This window comes from Stenotrophomonas sp. GQ19, from assembly GCF_059758695.1.
The window spans coordinates 112,201-126,833 of the sequence record NZ_JCAXES010000007.1 but is presented as its reverse complement, the minus strand read 5'-3'; the positions used below and the strand labels follow the sequence as shown (position 1 = coordinate 126,833).

At 59.8% G+C, this 14,633-nt stretch carries 11 protein-coding genes; 9 read left to right on the top strand and 2 right to left on the bottom strand.

Annotation, left to right across the window (positions count from 1 at the left end; translation table 11 throughout):
- The first annotated feature begins 63 nt into the window (after positions 1-63).
- From AC6CHL_RS14125 to AC6CHL_RS14110, 4 genes are all read left to right on the top strand, one after another.
- A complete protein-coding gene (locus tag AC6CHL_RS14125; protein ID WP_498294908.1) occupies positions 64-750 on the top strand; it encodes a YozE family protein in 687 nt (228 codons plus the stop codon).
- A gap of 451 nt (positions 751-1,201) precedes the next feature.
- Positions 1,202-2,362 carry an IS30 family transposase gene (locus AC6CHL_RS14120; protein ID WP_192082071.1) on the top strand — a complete coding sequence of 387 codons (1,161 nt, stop codon included), beginning with the start codon at positions 1,202-1,204 and terminating at the stop codon, positions 2,360-2,362.
- 277 nt (positions 2,363-2,639) lie between these two features.
- Positions 2,640-3,212: a lysozyme inhibitor LprI family protein gene (locus tag AC6CHL_RS14115; RefSeq protein WP_498294906.1), complete on the top strand. Its 573-nt coding sequence runs from the start codon at positions 2,640-2,642 to the stop codon at positions 3,210-3,212.
- 262 nt (positions 3,213-3,474) lie between these two features.
- On the top strand, positions 3,475-5,946 hold the full coding sequence (locus AC6CHL_RS14110; protein WP_498294905.1) for a hypothetical protein: 2,472 nt from the start codon (positions 3,475-3,477) through the stop codon (positions 5,944-5,946).
- Positions 5,947-6,062: 116 nt separating this feature from the next.
- On the opposite strand, the gene AC6CHL_RS14105 is transcribed toward AC6CHL_RS14110, so the two are convergent.
- Positions 6,063-7,790 (bottom strand): hypothetical protein, encoded by a 1,728-nt coding sequence (locus AC6CHL_RS14105; RefSeq protein ID WP_498294903.1) that lies wholly within the window; start codon positions 7,788-7,790, stop codon positions 6,063-6,065.
- Positions 7,791-9,166: 1,376 nt separating this feature from the next.
- Between AC6CHL_RS14105 and AC6CHL_RS14100 the strand changes: the two genes are divergently transcribed.
- The 4 genes from AC6CHL_RS14100 (at position 9,167) to AC6CHL_RS14085 (ending at position 12,698) form a co-directional block, all read left to right on the top strand.
- Positions 9,167-9,952 carry a S1 family serine peptidase gene (locus tag AC6CHL_RS14100; RefSeq protein ID WP_498294902.1) on the top strand — a complete coding sequence of 262 codons (786 nt, stop codon included), beginning with the start codon at positions 9,167-9,169 and terminating at the stop codon, positions 9,950-9,952.
- 345 nt (positions 9,953-10,297) lie between these two features.
- Complete coding sequence (locus AC6CHL_RS14095; protein WP_038692555.1) at positions 10,298-11,557, top strand: sensor histidine kinase; 1,260 nt, start codon at positions 10,298-10,300, stop codon at positions 11,555-11,557.
- Positions 11,547-12,320, top strand: coding sequence for a LytR/AlgR family response regulator transcription factor (locus tag AC6CHL_RS14090; protein WP_498294900.1), 774 nt, complete (start codon positions 11,547-11,549; stop codon positions 12,318-12,320). The genes AC6CHL_RS14095 and AC6CHL_RS14090 overlap by 11 nt, the downstream gene beginning before the upstream one ends.
- A 33-nt stretch (positions 12,321-12,353) precedes the next feature.
- A complete protein-coding gene (locus tag AC6CHL_RS14085) occupies positions 12,354-12,698 on the top strand; it encodes a hypothetical protein (protein ID WP_498294898.1) in 345 nt (114 codons plus the stop codon).
- Between the two features lie 39 nt (positions 12,699-12,737).
- Here AC6CHL_RS14085 and AC6CHL_RS14080 read toward each other — a convergent pair whose 3' ends face one another.
- Complete coding sequence (locus AC6CHL_RS14080) at positions 12,738-13,352, bottom strand: hypothetical protein (RefSeq protein WP_038692551.1); 615 nt, start codon at positions 13,350-13,352, stop codon at positions 12,738-12,740.
- Between the two features lie 309 nt (positions 13,353-13,661).
- Here AC6CHL_RS14080 and AC6CHL_RS14075 point away from each other — a divergent pair, with 309 nt between their 5' ends.
- The gene (locus AC6CHL_RS14075) at positions 13,662-14,585 is read left to right on the top strand and encodes an oxygenase MpaB family protein (protein ID WP_038690744.1); all 924 of its coding nucleotides are present in this window, start codon (positions 13,662-13,664) and stop codon (positions 14,583-14,585) included.
- Positions 14,586-14,633 lie beyond the last annotated feature (48 nt).

The window sequence follows — 14,633 nt, the reverse complement described above, 5'->3', positions numbered from 1 at the left end:
AATGGTCGCTGTCGGCTTGGTGTGTGGGCGCATCGGACCTGCAGCGATCGCTGAGATGATGTCATGGTTAACAGTGTCTCCTCCGATCACATCAGCCGCCTGAAGCGCCAAGCCAAGATGCTGGGGCGCAAGAATGCTCTCACGCACGCTGAAGCCCTCGATCAAATTGCCGCTGGGCTTGGCTTTGCCAACTGGTCGTTGCTGGTCAAGGCCGGCATTTCTTCAGCGGCTTTTTCAAAGACGAAGCGCGAGCCCACCCATGCGCTGGGGCAAACCAGGCACTACCTTCACGGTGATCAAGAGGACGCGGATGCGTCGCAATATTACTGTGAACGTTGCGACTCCTTCTGTGAGGCAGGACACTTCCGCGACGCTCGGCTGCACCGTGGGCAGAGCCATGAGGAGCGGTACCTGGACTCCAAGCAACGGTGGCATGAGCGAGGCGAGCGATGGAGGGCAATCTACCATCGGCCAGATAACCCCGTGAACCTCTTGGCGGCAAAGGCGGAAGTCATGAACATCGCTTATCAGGCCGCTCGCTCACCTTTCCATCGCTGGCTCATGACCCAACTCGACCGTGACGACGAAGTTTCAGATTTGGCAGTCGATATTCGGTCTGACAAGCTTTTCCCCGTGAGCGTAAGCAGTCAACAAGAAATCTCGGCCTATCTGTCCAAGTTCCCATGCTACGTGCAGCAGGCATTCGAGTTGGCCTGGAAAGAGTTCTCATCCAATCACCGGAAGCGGTGACATCCTCTTTGGCAAAGTCGTTTGGAGGCGTGGCATATGACCGCGCCTCAGGGGCCCGCCAAGTGCATTCCATACCGCATGGCATGGTCCAGTATCTTGGCAAACAACCTGCGGGCCTGTTCTCGGTCTGCTGCGGGGTCGTTCATCTCACTAAGCACCGCAAACGCCCCCGAGCCGTCTAGGAGTGGCGGCCCTCAGGAGGCCTCGCGCGGCCATTGCCGCCAGCGCTCGTATCCGTCGGTGTACGCCATATCCCTTGATCTGGCTCCCGGCCAGTAGCAGCCTAGGCCACCGGACGAAGCTTGGCGTGCTTGTTCAGCTGCGTAGACGCCATCAGACAGGGCTCGGACGTCCTGATTCCATTCAGCAGCCTGGTGCCCGCTCTTGGCCGAAAGCAGACGCGCCGACGCAACACACTGAAGACTGCTTACCGGCAGCAGGAGTGTTGCAGATGGAGCGCAGGCCAAGGATCTACTACAGCGACGCCCAGAAGGCTCTGATGTGGGAGCGATGGCGACGAGGCGAATCGCTGCACAAGATTGCAACTCTATTTGACCGTCACCATAGCTCGGTTCGCTCGGTTCTGTCCGAGTCCGGAGGTATCCAGCCAGTCCCACGCCGCCGATCAGAGCGCGTATTAAGCTTGGCGGAGCGTGAAGAAATCTCCCGGGGTGTGGCTGTTGGGAAGTCCATGCGTGCCATTGCGAGCTCGCTCGGACGGGCCCCGTCGACCATAAGTCGCGAGCTACACCGCAACGATGGGGTCAATGGCTATCGAGCGAATCTGGCTGATCAGCGTGCCTGGCAGCGTGCGCGACGCCCCAAGCTCTGTAAGCTCGGCTTGCATCGAGCGCTTGCGATGAGAGTGGCAGCAAAGCTGAAGCAGCAATGGTCACCACAGCAGGTGTCCGGTTGGTTGAAACGCACCAATCCTGAAGATACGAGCCGCCAGGTGTCTCACGAGACAATCTACCGAACGCTCTACATCCAGTCCCGAGGAGCCCTGAAGCAGGAGCTGTTGGCGCACCTACGGCGGACTCGTGCCATGCGCCGCTCACGGCATCACACACAGAAAACAGCTGATCACGGCAGGATCAAAGACACGATCTCCATCAGTGAGCGTCCGCCTTCGGTTGAGGACCGGGCAGTACCTGGCCACTGGGAGGGCGACCTGCTATTTGGTGACCGCGATAGCCAGATTGCGACGCTCGTGGAGCGCAAAACCCGTTACGTCATGCTGGTCAAAGTTGACGGAAAGGACTCTGAGACCGTGGTGAATGCGCTGATCAAAAGTGCCCGCCGCCTGCCTCGGGAACTGTACCGATCTCTGACTTGGGATCGCGGCAAAGAGATGGCGGCGCATCGCCGCTTTACGCTCGCCACCGACATCCAAGTCTACTTCTGCGACCCACACCATCCCTGGCAACGCGGCACCAATGAGAACACCAACGGACTACTGCGACAGTACTTCCCTAAGGGCGTCAGCCTTGCCAATATCTCTCAAGCTCAGCTTGATGCAGTTGCCCGCCAACTGAACGAGCGGCCCCGCAAGACGTTAGGCTACGAAACACCCGTCGAGCGATACCGACGAACCGTTGCGTCGATCGGTTGAATCCAAGGCCGAAAGCAGACGCGCCGGCGCCAGGTAACGCGACCAAGAGTGCTGGAGCCAGCTCTCGACCCATAGCGGCCATTCGTGCCGCCGCCGATCCTACCGCAGGGTCCGGTTATACGCTGGCTTGTTAGCTCGACCCAAGCGCCCTAAGATCGAGCCGTACTGGAGGGAAAGTCCACCAAACGGTGCTCTGAGGGCAACTTGTATAGCCGGGCCCATGGGTCCGTCTATTGGGTAGTTAGATGGCCTTGAAAACTTTAGGGGTGCGTGACAAATGCTGGAGAAATTCCTCTATACCCTTTTCGGGGCGCTGATAGCGGCATTGGGATTTTTTGTGCAGCGCCGCATCGAGCAAAAGCCCATGTTCGAACAGATCGATAAGCAGCAAAAGCTGCTCGATCTGAAGAAGAGCTTAGAGGCGTCAGGTACTACCCTTGATGATCTGAAGGTGCTTGAAGACACGATTATGGGAAAGGCCAACTCAGCGAAGACATTGGCCGCCGCCTACCAAGAACAGGCCGTCCAGATCTACGTCAATGATCACTCGGAACACATGACTCAAGCGGACATGAATCGGCATGCCGCAGCGTCGTTTCACAGAGCCGAAGAAAGGCTTGCCGCTCTGGTTGAAGATTTGCGACAGCATCTTTCTGGTGGCCGCCTAGACGCATTCGAGAATTCTCAGCAGACTTGGCTTCAATATCGCGAGGCTAGCGCTGAGTTCCAGTCCAGCCAGTACCACGGCGGGAGCATCCAGCCCCTCATCCACGCCAGCGCGCTAGAGAGCGTGACCATCTCGCGGATCGTCGAGCTCGAGCCTCTGCTTAAGGAACTGCAGGAAATATAGAGTTAAACGCCCGCTTCTGGCCGAGTGGGGACATTGGGCGAGTAATGAACTGACACACCCTTCCGCTGTCCACGCATCGACTGTGTTACAGAGGGGCCCCCAGTGCTTCTGGCAGCAGGCGCCGGCTTGCGAAGTACAGATGAAAAGCCAGCCACATCGCAATTTGTGGTGTGTACTTCACCTGCTGTGTAAGCAAAAGTGGTGTCCGCGACCCCATTGATGCCCCCCAGCACCTCTGCCAATCTTGACCAATCAAGGTCCCGTGCAGCTGCCGATGTCAGAATATACACAGAAGTCCATGCCGCCCCCTCCCCTGCTGGAGGTGCTGAATACACTCAAGGCGGGAGTGGCTCCCGGTCCGAATTGGAGTGAGGCTGACCGCGCATTGCTTGCGAGGCAGTTCGAGGCGGCTGCTTCGCTCTATGCAGAAGCCGAAGACAGTAGCGACAACGAAAGAGCCAAACATGGCTTCTGTCTTGGGATGCTGGGAGATGACGATGCCGCAGAAGAGCTACTGAGCGAGTCCAACGTTGGGATCCATCCCGAGGCCCAGGCTCTGCTCGCTTGGGTCTTGGGTGGTACATCAGGCTGCCGTATGCGTGGGCTGGTAAGTGCGCAAGGTACTTCCGAGAAGACAAGCAGAAAGGATCGCGTAGAGGAACTTTTTAAGCAGGCTCTCTCGCACGAATCCCCATATGTACGAGTCTTCAATTCGATGTTCTACGTGCTTGGAGACACCCATAAGGATGTTCCACGGCAAGCGGCACGAGCACGCCAGCTCTATCCCAACTGGGCTTGGCCGCACGCAATCGTGGCGTGCTCTCAGCGGATGGCAGGTGACACTGATCCCGCCATACTTGGTGATCTGATCCGTACTCTCTCAGAAGCAAATCAACAGCTGGTGTTCCAGGAAGCTTATGTTCACGCAATCCAGTTGGGAATGTGGGATGACGCGGACCGCGTCGTTGAGGCACTCACCAAACTTGTGGGCCGCGATGAACAGGCTGGAGATGGCAACTTGGCCAGCCTTGCAGAGTTGCGTGCGATGGTTTCGCTACATCGCGCGCGCGCAGGTGATCTCGACGCATTCGAAGACGTCCTGACCAAAATTGCGCCCTTCATCGAATCAGTACGAAGCCATGCCAACGGTTGGGATCCTACCGTGGCGCCAAAGTTTCAAATGCAGGTTGCACTTGAGACTGGTCGGTATGACATGGTGCAAGCGGTCGCTGCAGTTCTCTTGGAGAGAATCTGGAGCTCCCACGGCCACAGCGCTGGGGACTTGGACGCGTGGAGCCCTTTCGTTGCTACACCCTCTCTCGTCGGCGTGATTCACTTTGGCCATTTTGGCTTCGATCTCATATCCAGGTCCCGGGATGTCGAAGCACAGCTTGATGGCATTCTGCGCGATCGTTGGAGCCTGATCTTTGCCGCCGACGCTGTGCTGAACAGCACGCCTGAGGCAGATCAGGTTGACCTACTGTGCGCGACCCCCGCTTTAGACATGCCTTGGTGGATCTATAGAGCCATTCTGGAGGCACACACGAACTACGCAAGTAAGTGGCATGGCGCGGGAGAGCTGCTCGCAGAACTCGCGGAGCGCGCCACGGACATGCCACCACCGGAGGATGAACGATTGCCACTGCTTCTTGACGATCTCGGCATATATGTTGAGCTTCTCGACGACCCACTAGCTGTGTTTGAAGGTACGTTGAGCTGGCTTAGCGACAACCCATCCGCGACTGGCGAGGCGCTAATTGTAAAGTGGGGCCCGGAGCTGGCGGAGGTTGATGGCGGAAAGGCGGTCCTTTCTCGCCTAGCGACGCTGTCGCTGTCCCGTTCTGACTCTACAGAAGTTCGCAAGATGAAAGCGCTGGCCGAAACGGCGGAGACGCCTGAGGACCAGCTAGCAGCTACTATCGCAATGTACCCCAAGCCGGAAGCCACACGTGTTCGTGCCGAACAGTTGACTCTTCTGGAAGCAGCAAGCCTAGTGGCCCTTCTTCGTGCTTGCCCACTGGACCACATACGATGGACTCTGGCACCACTGACTGAGTCGAGCCAGAGCTTTGAGCCTACAGGAAGGTTCATTGGCGCTCTGTTCGGCCTGTTGCACAAGGGCGTGCTCGCCATTGATACATCTACCCCGATCGGGGTCGTAGATCTAGACGACAATGGGCGACTGCGCGCCTATCTGGAAAAGGTCATATGGCGCGCATCTCCAAACACCCTCGCTCTCCATCGAGAGATTCGGGACTTGCCCCGCCGTGACTGGCCAGCTGGATGGAGGGACTGCGCTTGGACCTTGGCTCGGGACATCGGCGTCGAGGAACTAGCGACCTACCTCGAGTACCTGATCGAGGAGCGCCGACTGCCAACACCTGACCTGGATGAGGCGCGCATGCTGTTTCGGGTTCAACTGGAGCAGTTGTCTATTGCGCAGTGCTATTACCTTGCACACAAAACGATGCGCGAAGCGCTTGACTATATAGCGCGCTACCGACCGGGCCGATCCCAGATAGAAACACGAATCATCAATCTTCTTCGCGGCAACGGCGAGCGTGCGATAGAACAAGGTTGGGATACACGTCACTCACGCATTCGTGAATTGCCGCCTTCACTGCTGTGGGAGTCGCTTAATGATGTGCTTACTGGTTGGGGCCAGTCCGCATTCGAAGAGCCGATGATGACTCTGCAACTTGAACAAACCGGTGGTAGCACAGCAAATTCCTAGAACCGATTCACGTGCTAAGCCGTCGAGGATGTACGAGATGTAGCGGCTCATTGCTCAATCCTACGAGCTTGCTGGACTGATGTGGAGCGCGAACGAGAGGCAAGCTAGCCGTCCCACTAGTCCGCGGACGGCCGCTCTGCAAGATCTTCCCCAGACATGTGTGGCCAGAGATGTTTGCGCCATTCGATTGGCTGCAGATCTGGCGTAGCTGATAGGGTCCTAAGGTACTCCATCTCTGGGCACGCCTGGACAGCCCGACTCAGTGCGCTAGTTAGTTCAACGACATTGCCCGCCTGGCGACACCTTTCAGCTAGGACCAGGCACATGACTACTTCCACCATCACCGGGGCTTGCAAGCCCCCAGGCTTTGCGCGCTTTTTGAAGTAATCATTTAGCGAGTCGCGATGAGACTCAAGCGAGACTTCTATGGGAGGACCGATCATAGAATTGGTCGCTAGCCACTCCGGCGCGCCAGTAGGGCCTGATGACTTGAACCTCATCAGGAACTCCTCGAAGCGGGGCACTCTGAGCTCATCGCGTAGCATGTAGTTGTAGAGGTGATAGAAGGCCAGTAGTGGCGCTCTCTGTGCATCGGTCGCTTGAGGGGCGATCCTCTCGACGTCCTTCATCACGCTTGTGAGATTTGCAATCTTTGGCTCCTCCTTGCTGGAGAGCAGCTCAGCGAGAATCGTTAGCAGACCCTCAAAGCGATCTCTTCCCTCCTTCGGCGTCTGCAGAGGAAGGTGCAGCCATTCGCGCGGATGGAGCTTGGCACGAATGACACCAGCCCTCTCGAGGCAGTAGTCGTACATCTCTCTTTCGACCTTCGGCGAGTCTCCAACAAATCCTCGAATTGCGCATCGCGTGAGCCTTGCAAGACCTTGAAAGGTGAGAGTCGCAACTCGGTCGACATACGTGACTTCACTGTGGCCGAACCCATACGTGATCTCTGTAGGGAGCGGCTTCGATTCATGCAAATAGGAGGATCGAAGTCGATACGCACTTGCCAGCGCAGTGTCGATCTCGAAAGCTCGGATTGAGCCAACTGTTCTGGATGGGTCGTCCCCACCCGGCTCTTGAAGCTGAGAGTGCAGCTTCATAAACTCACGATAGCGACGTCCGATAGTGACATGTTCTGAGCCAACAATTGCCATTCGGACTCTCGCCGCACGTTCTTCATCAACACCTACCAACGCTGCGTCTACTGCACTTCGCCTTTCACTTGGTATGTCATCCCAAGTTGACTCATAGTGGTCGAATTCATGAACGAGAGCTTCAACCGAGGACACCATCAGAGCGTATGACGCATCCAATTGGTCTCTCAGCCGGTGCGTGGCGACCACATAGGTCTTGATTGCCCGCATCGCCGCAAGGTAATTGCGACGCTCCAAACCGAGCAGCTGCTCGATGAAAGTGGAGAATCCATCCATCTCCTGTGGAGTCGGATGAATGCTACGTTCAAAGCAACGTGAAAGGTACTCACGAGGCGGCTTATGCGTTGCAAGCCCTGGAGACTCAAGAAGCAATTGCCTTGCAAGCTCTGCATCCGGGTGAGCGATGGCGTTGAAGTAGAACGACATCACAAGCGCGAAATCCATCATGTAAGGATCAACGCCGTGAGAAATGAGCGCGCCCGGACTTTCCGCGCCATCGGCAAGACGCTCCTCCATCTCAAAGATCAGCGTATTGGTGCCCCGAAGCTGGTCTGCAGCAATTACGGTACCTGCAGCTGTGTTCAAGTCGGAGCAGTAGTTGAGGCGGACGTTTGAGTAGAAGATGCCCCGGATTGTCCTGGAACGACCTACTCCGTCGGCATAGAGCTTGCCTGTATTGATCTGAAGCATCGAGCGTCTGTCTCAACTGGAATCAAGCCTGATGTACTTATGCTACCCCACAGGAAGCTCCTCCCGCACGATGCCGAAATTTCACTTGCTCAGCATCTGTTGCTGCTAAGGCGTCAAGGCCGAGAGCCTGCTCTTAAGGCACCCAGGCTGCGCTTGGCAGGCTGTTAATAGCGGATCAAAAGACTTATTCAGCGCCTGTCTCCCAACGCGATTGGGTGAACGCTTGCAGCGTCACCTCTTGCCGGTCTGGTGACAGAGCATGGAAATTCACTGGAAGGGACGGCATACAACGACTGTGAGAAGTATAGGGCCAGCCCTCATAGCAACGACTTTTTCGGCGAATACAGAGCTGTTGCAGGCTCGTTGCCACACTCTTGAAGCCGGACTGAGGGCGCCTCCTGAGCACCCAATACCTACGCTTGCTCAAGTCGGCTCGCAGTTCTCAATGAGGAACCTGAAATTTGCCAGCTCGTTTCCCAAGCTTTCCGCGCAGTACGTGGAGACGACTCGGAGGCAGGCAGCTCGAATGCTGGAACTTGGTGTAGTTGAATGACCTCGCCAGTAGTGAGCGCTCTTGCTCAGAGCATCCTCACGAGCGCACTGCTCAAAAGTGAGCGAAACTTCATCGTTGCAGGCAAATTTTCTTCGTTGGGACTGCCCTATCGGAAAGCTCGCGTGGTTGCATACGAAATTTTCAACCTAGGCGTCGCAGTCGTGGATTAGGGAATCAAGGGATATCGAATGGAGTTGGACGAGCCGCTTATCGCCTGGTCGCTTATCCGCACTCATTTAGCGAGTCCTGTTGTTGATATTGTCCGCGTTCCATCTCAGCTAGTAGTTCCTGCGGACGCTCGCCTCGCAGGTCACTCCGCCGCGGCTATCACCAACGGCAGCCCCGCCCCGTGCATGCGCCGACTGGCGATCTTTTCAGGAAGACGCTGCAAGTGTCTTGGGATGCAGAGGCAATCCCGTTCAAGTCGTCGCGGCGTTTGATGAAGTCGAGCTATGGCGCATGCCAGCTGCAGCGCTCGCCGGCCGAAACTGCTGTGTGGATCCCATCTCTCTCTTCCTCTCTCTCCGTGGATCGAACGATCAGGCTGGACTTTCATTCGCTGAGCGTGCGGTTCTGAATCTGTGGGACGCGTCATCGCTCGCATTAGCTTGTGGCAGGGCTTTGGTTCTGCTGAGGGACTGAGATGGCTCGTGCGTCCAATGAAAGAGCAGCGCCGAAAATTGATATCGTAGTTTCTGAGAGTCTCAGGCCTGGAAGCTGTTGAAAGGTGACTCTCTCAGACGTGCTTGTAGCAAGTGGTCCTCATTGCTCTATTTTCAATCACACAATGCCCCCATTGGGGTCGATCTAGACGGAGTGCTCCATGTTCTCTGATCTTCCTAACCAGTTCCTGTACAGCGCCTACAAAGTTGTCTCAACATTCGAGGATGACTCGGGCACGTCGAAATCCGTGCAAGGAACGGCGTTTGTGATCGGGATCGAATCCGACGGGTTCGCGCTCGTAACGAATCGACATGTCCTTGATCTTTCATACAAGGATCAGTCTGGGAAGTATCGGAAGTTCAGGCTTCGCAGGATTCTTGTCACCGGAAGGCGAGACGATGACTCAATCTATCGCTTCGCAGTGGATGCGACCGCTGCTATCAGCATTCCTCATGATCCTTTGGATGATGTCGCGGTAATAGTAAATCCACGCTGCGAGGCAGTGGAGAACATGGATAGCCTTAAGATCTTCTACCACTTCGCGCTGGAGGATATCGCGGACGATGCTTACGTTCGTGCACTCACTCCGTTCGACCTCGTCGCCTTCGCAGGCTTCCCGAATGAGCACGACCAACTCTCCGAGCGACCGCTAGTGCGAGGTGGACGTATTGCTTCCGATCCGCGATTCGAGTTCTCCATAGAGGGAAAGGCGGCCGGCCGTTGCATCGCGTACGAAGCGTTCTCACATGGCGGAGCGTCCGGGAGCCCGGTGTATGCTCCGGCCAAAGGATGGGTTGGAAAGGCGGGCGCACGTAATGGTCGATTGGTCGGCATAAATGCTGGCCACCTTCGTGCTGAGTTCGGCCACCATGCGGGCATCTCCTACTTCTACCGATCCTCTGTGATATTGGAGGTGCTAGAGAAGCAGGGTGTTCGTATTCGCTAAGCAGGCTAAAAACCCGCCCAGCTCCACGCCGGAGCGAGATCGAGCGTTACTTTACGGGAGCCAGCCGTCCGCCGACGGCACTAGCGGTAAGCGGGCGTCGATTCAAGCTTCGCCCCGACGCTGCCTGCGTGAGGTCTTAGTGTTTTTCCATTAAAATCATCCACTTAGGCGCATGGCAGAGCATGCGGACGGGTGAGGCGACAATCTTTCTTGGAAGCCCGCGTCAATCTCTAATCCACTGCACATCGGTGCTTCATCCCGCCATTCCCGGCTTTCGTCGCATGCCTCTTGTTCCCAACCGTGGCAGGGCTATGCTCGCCTCACTCCCATCGTGAAGACGCCGCCGTGTTCGCCAGCCTCGCACTGATCCTTCGCATCCTGTTGGCCTGGGCCGTCGCCATCATCGTGGCCGGCTTCGTCTGGAGTGGCATCTTCAGCGGCATGGACGATGGCCCCGGTTGGGTCTTCGGGCTGCTGGCCATGTTCCTGGCGGTCACCGCCATCGGCAGCTGCATCACCCACATCCGCCGGGTCTGGTTGATCGCCGGGCGCCTGGACGGCACCACCCTGTCCAGCCGCCAGCGCCGCCAGATCGAACTGCCCATGGATGCCGGCCCGGCCTTCGCGCTGCTGGAAAAGGCCATCGCCGAGCTGCCCCGCGTGGAAGACATCGAAAGCGCCGCCGGCAGCCTGCAGGTGCGCGCCTACGTACGCCGCGTGGATCCCTACAACGGCCGCCCGCCCTCGCGCTGGAACCTGCCGGCGCGGCTGGCGATCCGTCGCAACAGCGTGCTGGCCACGGTCACCCCGGGGCAGGGCACCAGCAGCGTGACCCTGCTGTTCGAACCCGACGCGGGGGTCTGGGCCGACCTGCTGGCCGTGGATGAGGGCAGCAACTTCGAGAATGCCGAAGCGGTTACCCGCGCCATCACCCGGCGGGTGTCCGAGCAGCGCCGCGATGAGCAGGCCGCGGCCGAACAGACCGCCACCGAGAAGGAACTGTCGGTAGCCAAGCTCAACCTGCTGCATGCCCAGGTGGAACCGCATTTCCTGTACAACACGCTGGCCAACGCACAGGTGCTGACCCGCACCGACCCGCCGCGCGCCGACCAGATGCTGGGGCATCTCATCCAGTACCTGCGCAGCTCGCTGCCCAGCGTGGAGGAGTCGATGTCTACGCTGGGCGTGGAGCTGGAACGCACCCAGGCCTACCTGGAAATCCTCAAGATCCGCATGGGCGCGCGGCTGGCGCTGCAGGTTGACGTGCCGCCGGCACTGACCGGCTTGCCGCTGCCGTCGATGGCGCTGCAGACGCTGGTGGAAAACGCCATCAAGCATGGCCTGGAACCCAAGCCGGGTGGCGGCACGGTGTGGATCATCGCGCGCGCCTTCGATGACCATGTCACCCTCACCGTTGCCGACGACGGGCTGGGGTTCGGCCAGGGCACCAGCGGCACCGGCATCGGCCTGAAGAACCTGCGCGAACGCCTGCGCCTGACCTGCGGCGACCGCGCCGGCGTCGCCATCGTGTCCAACTTCCCCAGCGGCGTCGCCGCCACCATCACCCTGCCGCGCGATGCGCGCGAGGCCGTCCATGCAGCTTGATGCCCTGATCGCGGAAGACGAAGACCTGCTGCGGCAGTCGCTGGTGGTGCAGCTGCAACGGCTGTGGCCGGAGCTGCGGCTGGTGGCCGAATGCGAAGACGGTGCGTGCGCGCTGGAACGGCTGGCCGAGTTGAAGCCGGACCTGGCCTTCCTGGACATCCGCATGCCTGGCATCACCGGCATCGACGTGGCACGTGCGCTGCCCGAGATCAGCCCGCGCACCCAGGTGGTGTTCGTGACCGCCTACGACCAGTACGCCATCGACGCCTTCGAACAGGGCGCGATGGACTACCTGCTCAAGCCGGTCAGCGATGAGCGCCTGCTGGCCACGCGCGAGCGCATCCTGGCGCGCATGCAGCAGGGCCGACCGGACAACGCGATGCTGGAGCAGCTGCTGCAGCGTCTGGGGCAGGGCGGCAGCGCGCCCAGCAGCGCGCCGCCGTTGGCCTGGATCACCGCCAGCAACGGGCGCGACACCCAGCTGATCATGCTCGAAGACGTGCTGTATTTCCGTGCCGACAGCAAGTACACCACGGTGGTCACCGAGCAGGGCGAAAGCCTGCTGCGCACGCCGCTGCGCGAGCTGCTGGACGTGCTGGACCCGCAGCGTTTCCGCCAGGTGCATCGCTCCACCATCGTGAACATGAAAGCGGTGGCGGCGGTGAGCCGCGACGATACCGGGCGCGGCCAGCTGCGTCTGAAACACCGGGCCGAAGTGCTCAATGTCAGTCAACCGTTCATGAGCTTGTTCCGGGGCATGTAGCCGGAGCAGGCCCTCATTTTTCCTGGAGTGATCATGCGTACTTTCCTGCCCCTGTGCGTCGCCGTAGTGCTGCTGGCCGGGTGCCAGCAGTCCAGCAACACCTCGGTGACCCGCATCCGTGCCAACGGCGTGGATGCGCTGTACAGCAAGAGCACCCTGGTGGACGGCGTGGCGCACTTCGAGTGCATCGCCAGCAGCAGTGGAACCTGCCACTACCTGCTGCTTGATCCCACCTGCAGCAAGGACGCGGCGTGCACCAAACCGCCGCTGCACCGGCTGGCGGTGGCGGTCGGCAAGACCGCACAGATGGCCGGGTTGCCCACCGGCTTCAACCAGTGCGTCAGCGAGCAGCCCAAAGAACAATGCCACCGTGAGTGATCACGGTGGCATTGTGGCTCCCCCCACTTTCCGGGTTGGTCAGAATGCGGGTTGCAGGTGCAGGTTGCTGCGGTTGTCCTGCTCGCCCACATGGTTGAGCTGGCCCACCAGCTCGGTGTGCTGCTGCATCCGACCGATCTCGCGCATGATGCGGATGTCTTCGTGGCGAAGCTCGCGGCGCGCGGTGACGGCCTGCTTGTAGTCCAGCACGTCGGGATAGTGCTGGGCCATGTCCAGCGCTTCGGCCACGCATTCCACGCTGTCGGCATCGGAGGTGATGCGGGCGCGGCTGTTGAAGGCCTTCATCCAGCGCTCGAAACCGGCCGTGTGGTCGAACATGTTGGCCATGAACCAGATCACGAACAGGATGGAAATCCACGAGCCGAACACGATCACCACGCGGGTGAAGGTGATATGGAAATCGTCTTTCCACAGATAGTTGGAGATCAGGCCCAGGATCAGCAGCGAAGCGGCCTGCCAGCCGACGATCGAGGCCATCAGCCACTGGCCCTTGGCCTTGGCCAGCACCGCCACTTCCTCGCGGATCTGCTGCTCGCTCTTGTTACGCCAATGCGCGACCTGTTTTTCGAACGGGCTGTTGTACAGCTCGTTGTCCTGCAACAGCAAACCCAAACCCTTGAACAAAGCGATCATGACGTGCTCCTTCTGGAACGTGCGGCAGCGCATTGGACGAACGTGAGGCGGATTCAGTTCTAGCACTTCCAGCGGGTCGTGCAATGGGGGAAATGCGAAGCCACCGGGCTGATATTTCTGAATGCGGGTGGCCTGATGCGGTGCATCATCGCCATCGCAGCGTGCGACAAGATGTCGCAGGTAAAATCGTGCTGCACCTGCACATCGAACGCCGGTTAAGCGCAGGGGCTCCCCGGGGGCGCCGGGATCGGCCAGAATCGGCCCCGACCGCGCAGACTGCCGTCGCCTCCGCCCGATTGGACCCCCGAGATGCCGCCGTTGCTGCACCGTCTTTCCCAGCCTGTCACCGCGCCCATCCGGCGCTGGGTGCTGGGCGCCTTCCCCCGCGGCCAGAGCGGCATCGAGTACGACCACCCGCAGGGCGACCCCGGCTGGTTCGGGCCGCACAGCGCGACCTGGCGGGTGCATTCGGAATTCCCCGGGATGCTCGCCGGCGGCCTGTGCGCCTTGATGCTGCAGACCCTGCACCCGCTGGCCCTGGCCGGGGTGTACGACCACTCCAACTTCCGCGACGACCTGGTCGGGCGGCTGCGTCGCACCACGGCCTTCGTGGCCGGCACCACCTATGCGCCCAGCGCCGAGGTGGATGCGCTGGTGGCCAAGGTCACGCGCATTCACGCGCAGGTGCGCGGGCACAGTGCCGACGGCCGCGCGTATTCAGCCGATGATCCGGCCCTGCTCACCTGGGTCCACGTGACCGAGGCCTACGGTTTCCTGCAAGGCTGCCGGCGCTACTGCCGCGAGGTGCCCGGTGCGGTGGCCGACCAGTATTACCGCGAGTACAAGCGCGTTGCCGAGGCACTGGGCGCCACCCAGGTGCCCGCGTCTGAAGCGGAGGTGGACGCGTACTTCGCCCGGCAGCTGCCGCAGCTTCGGTTCGATGGGCGCTCGCGCGAAGTGCTGGGGGTGTTGTCGGGCATCCGCCTGCCGGTGCCGATGGCCGGATTGTCGCGTGAGCTGTTCCTGGGCGCGGGTGCGGCGTTGTTGCCGGACTGGGCCGAGGCGATGCTGGAACGCACGGCGATGCAACGCGCGCAGGCACGCACGTCCGCCCGCGTGCTGCGCGCGATGACGCCGTTGTTCCGGCGCGCGCTGCAGGATGGTCTGGCCCCGCGTGCCTGCGCGCGGATGGGCCTGCCGGCCAGCGTGCTGGCCGAGTGGCCTCCCCCGTAGAGCCGACCGTTGGTCGGCTGCGCCATCCCCGTAGAGCCGACCGTTGGT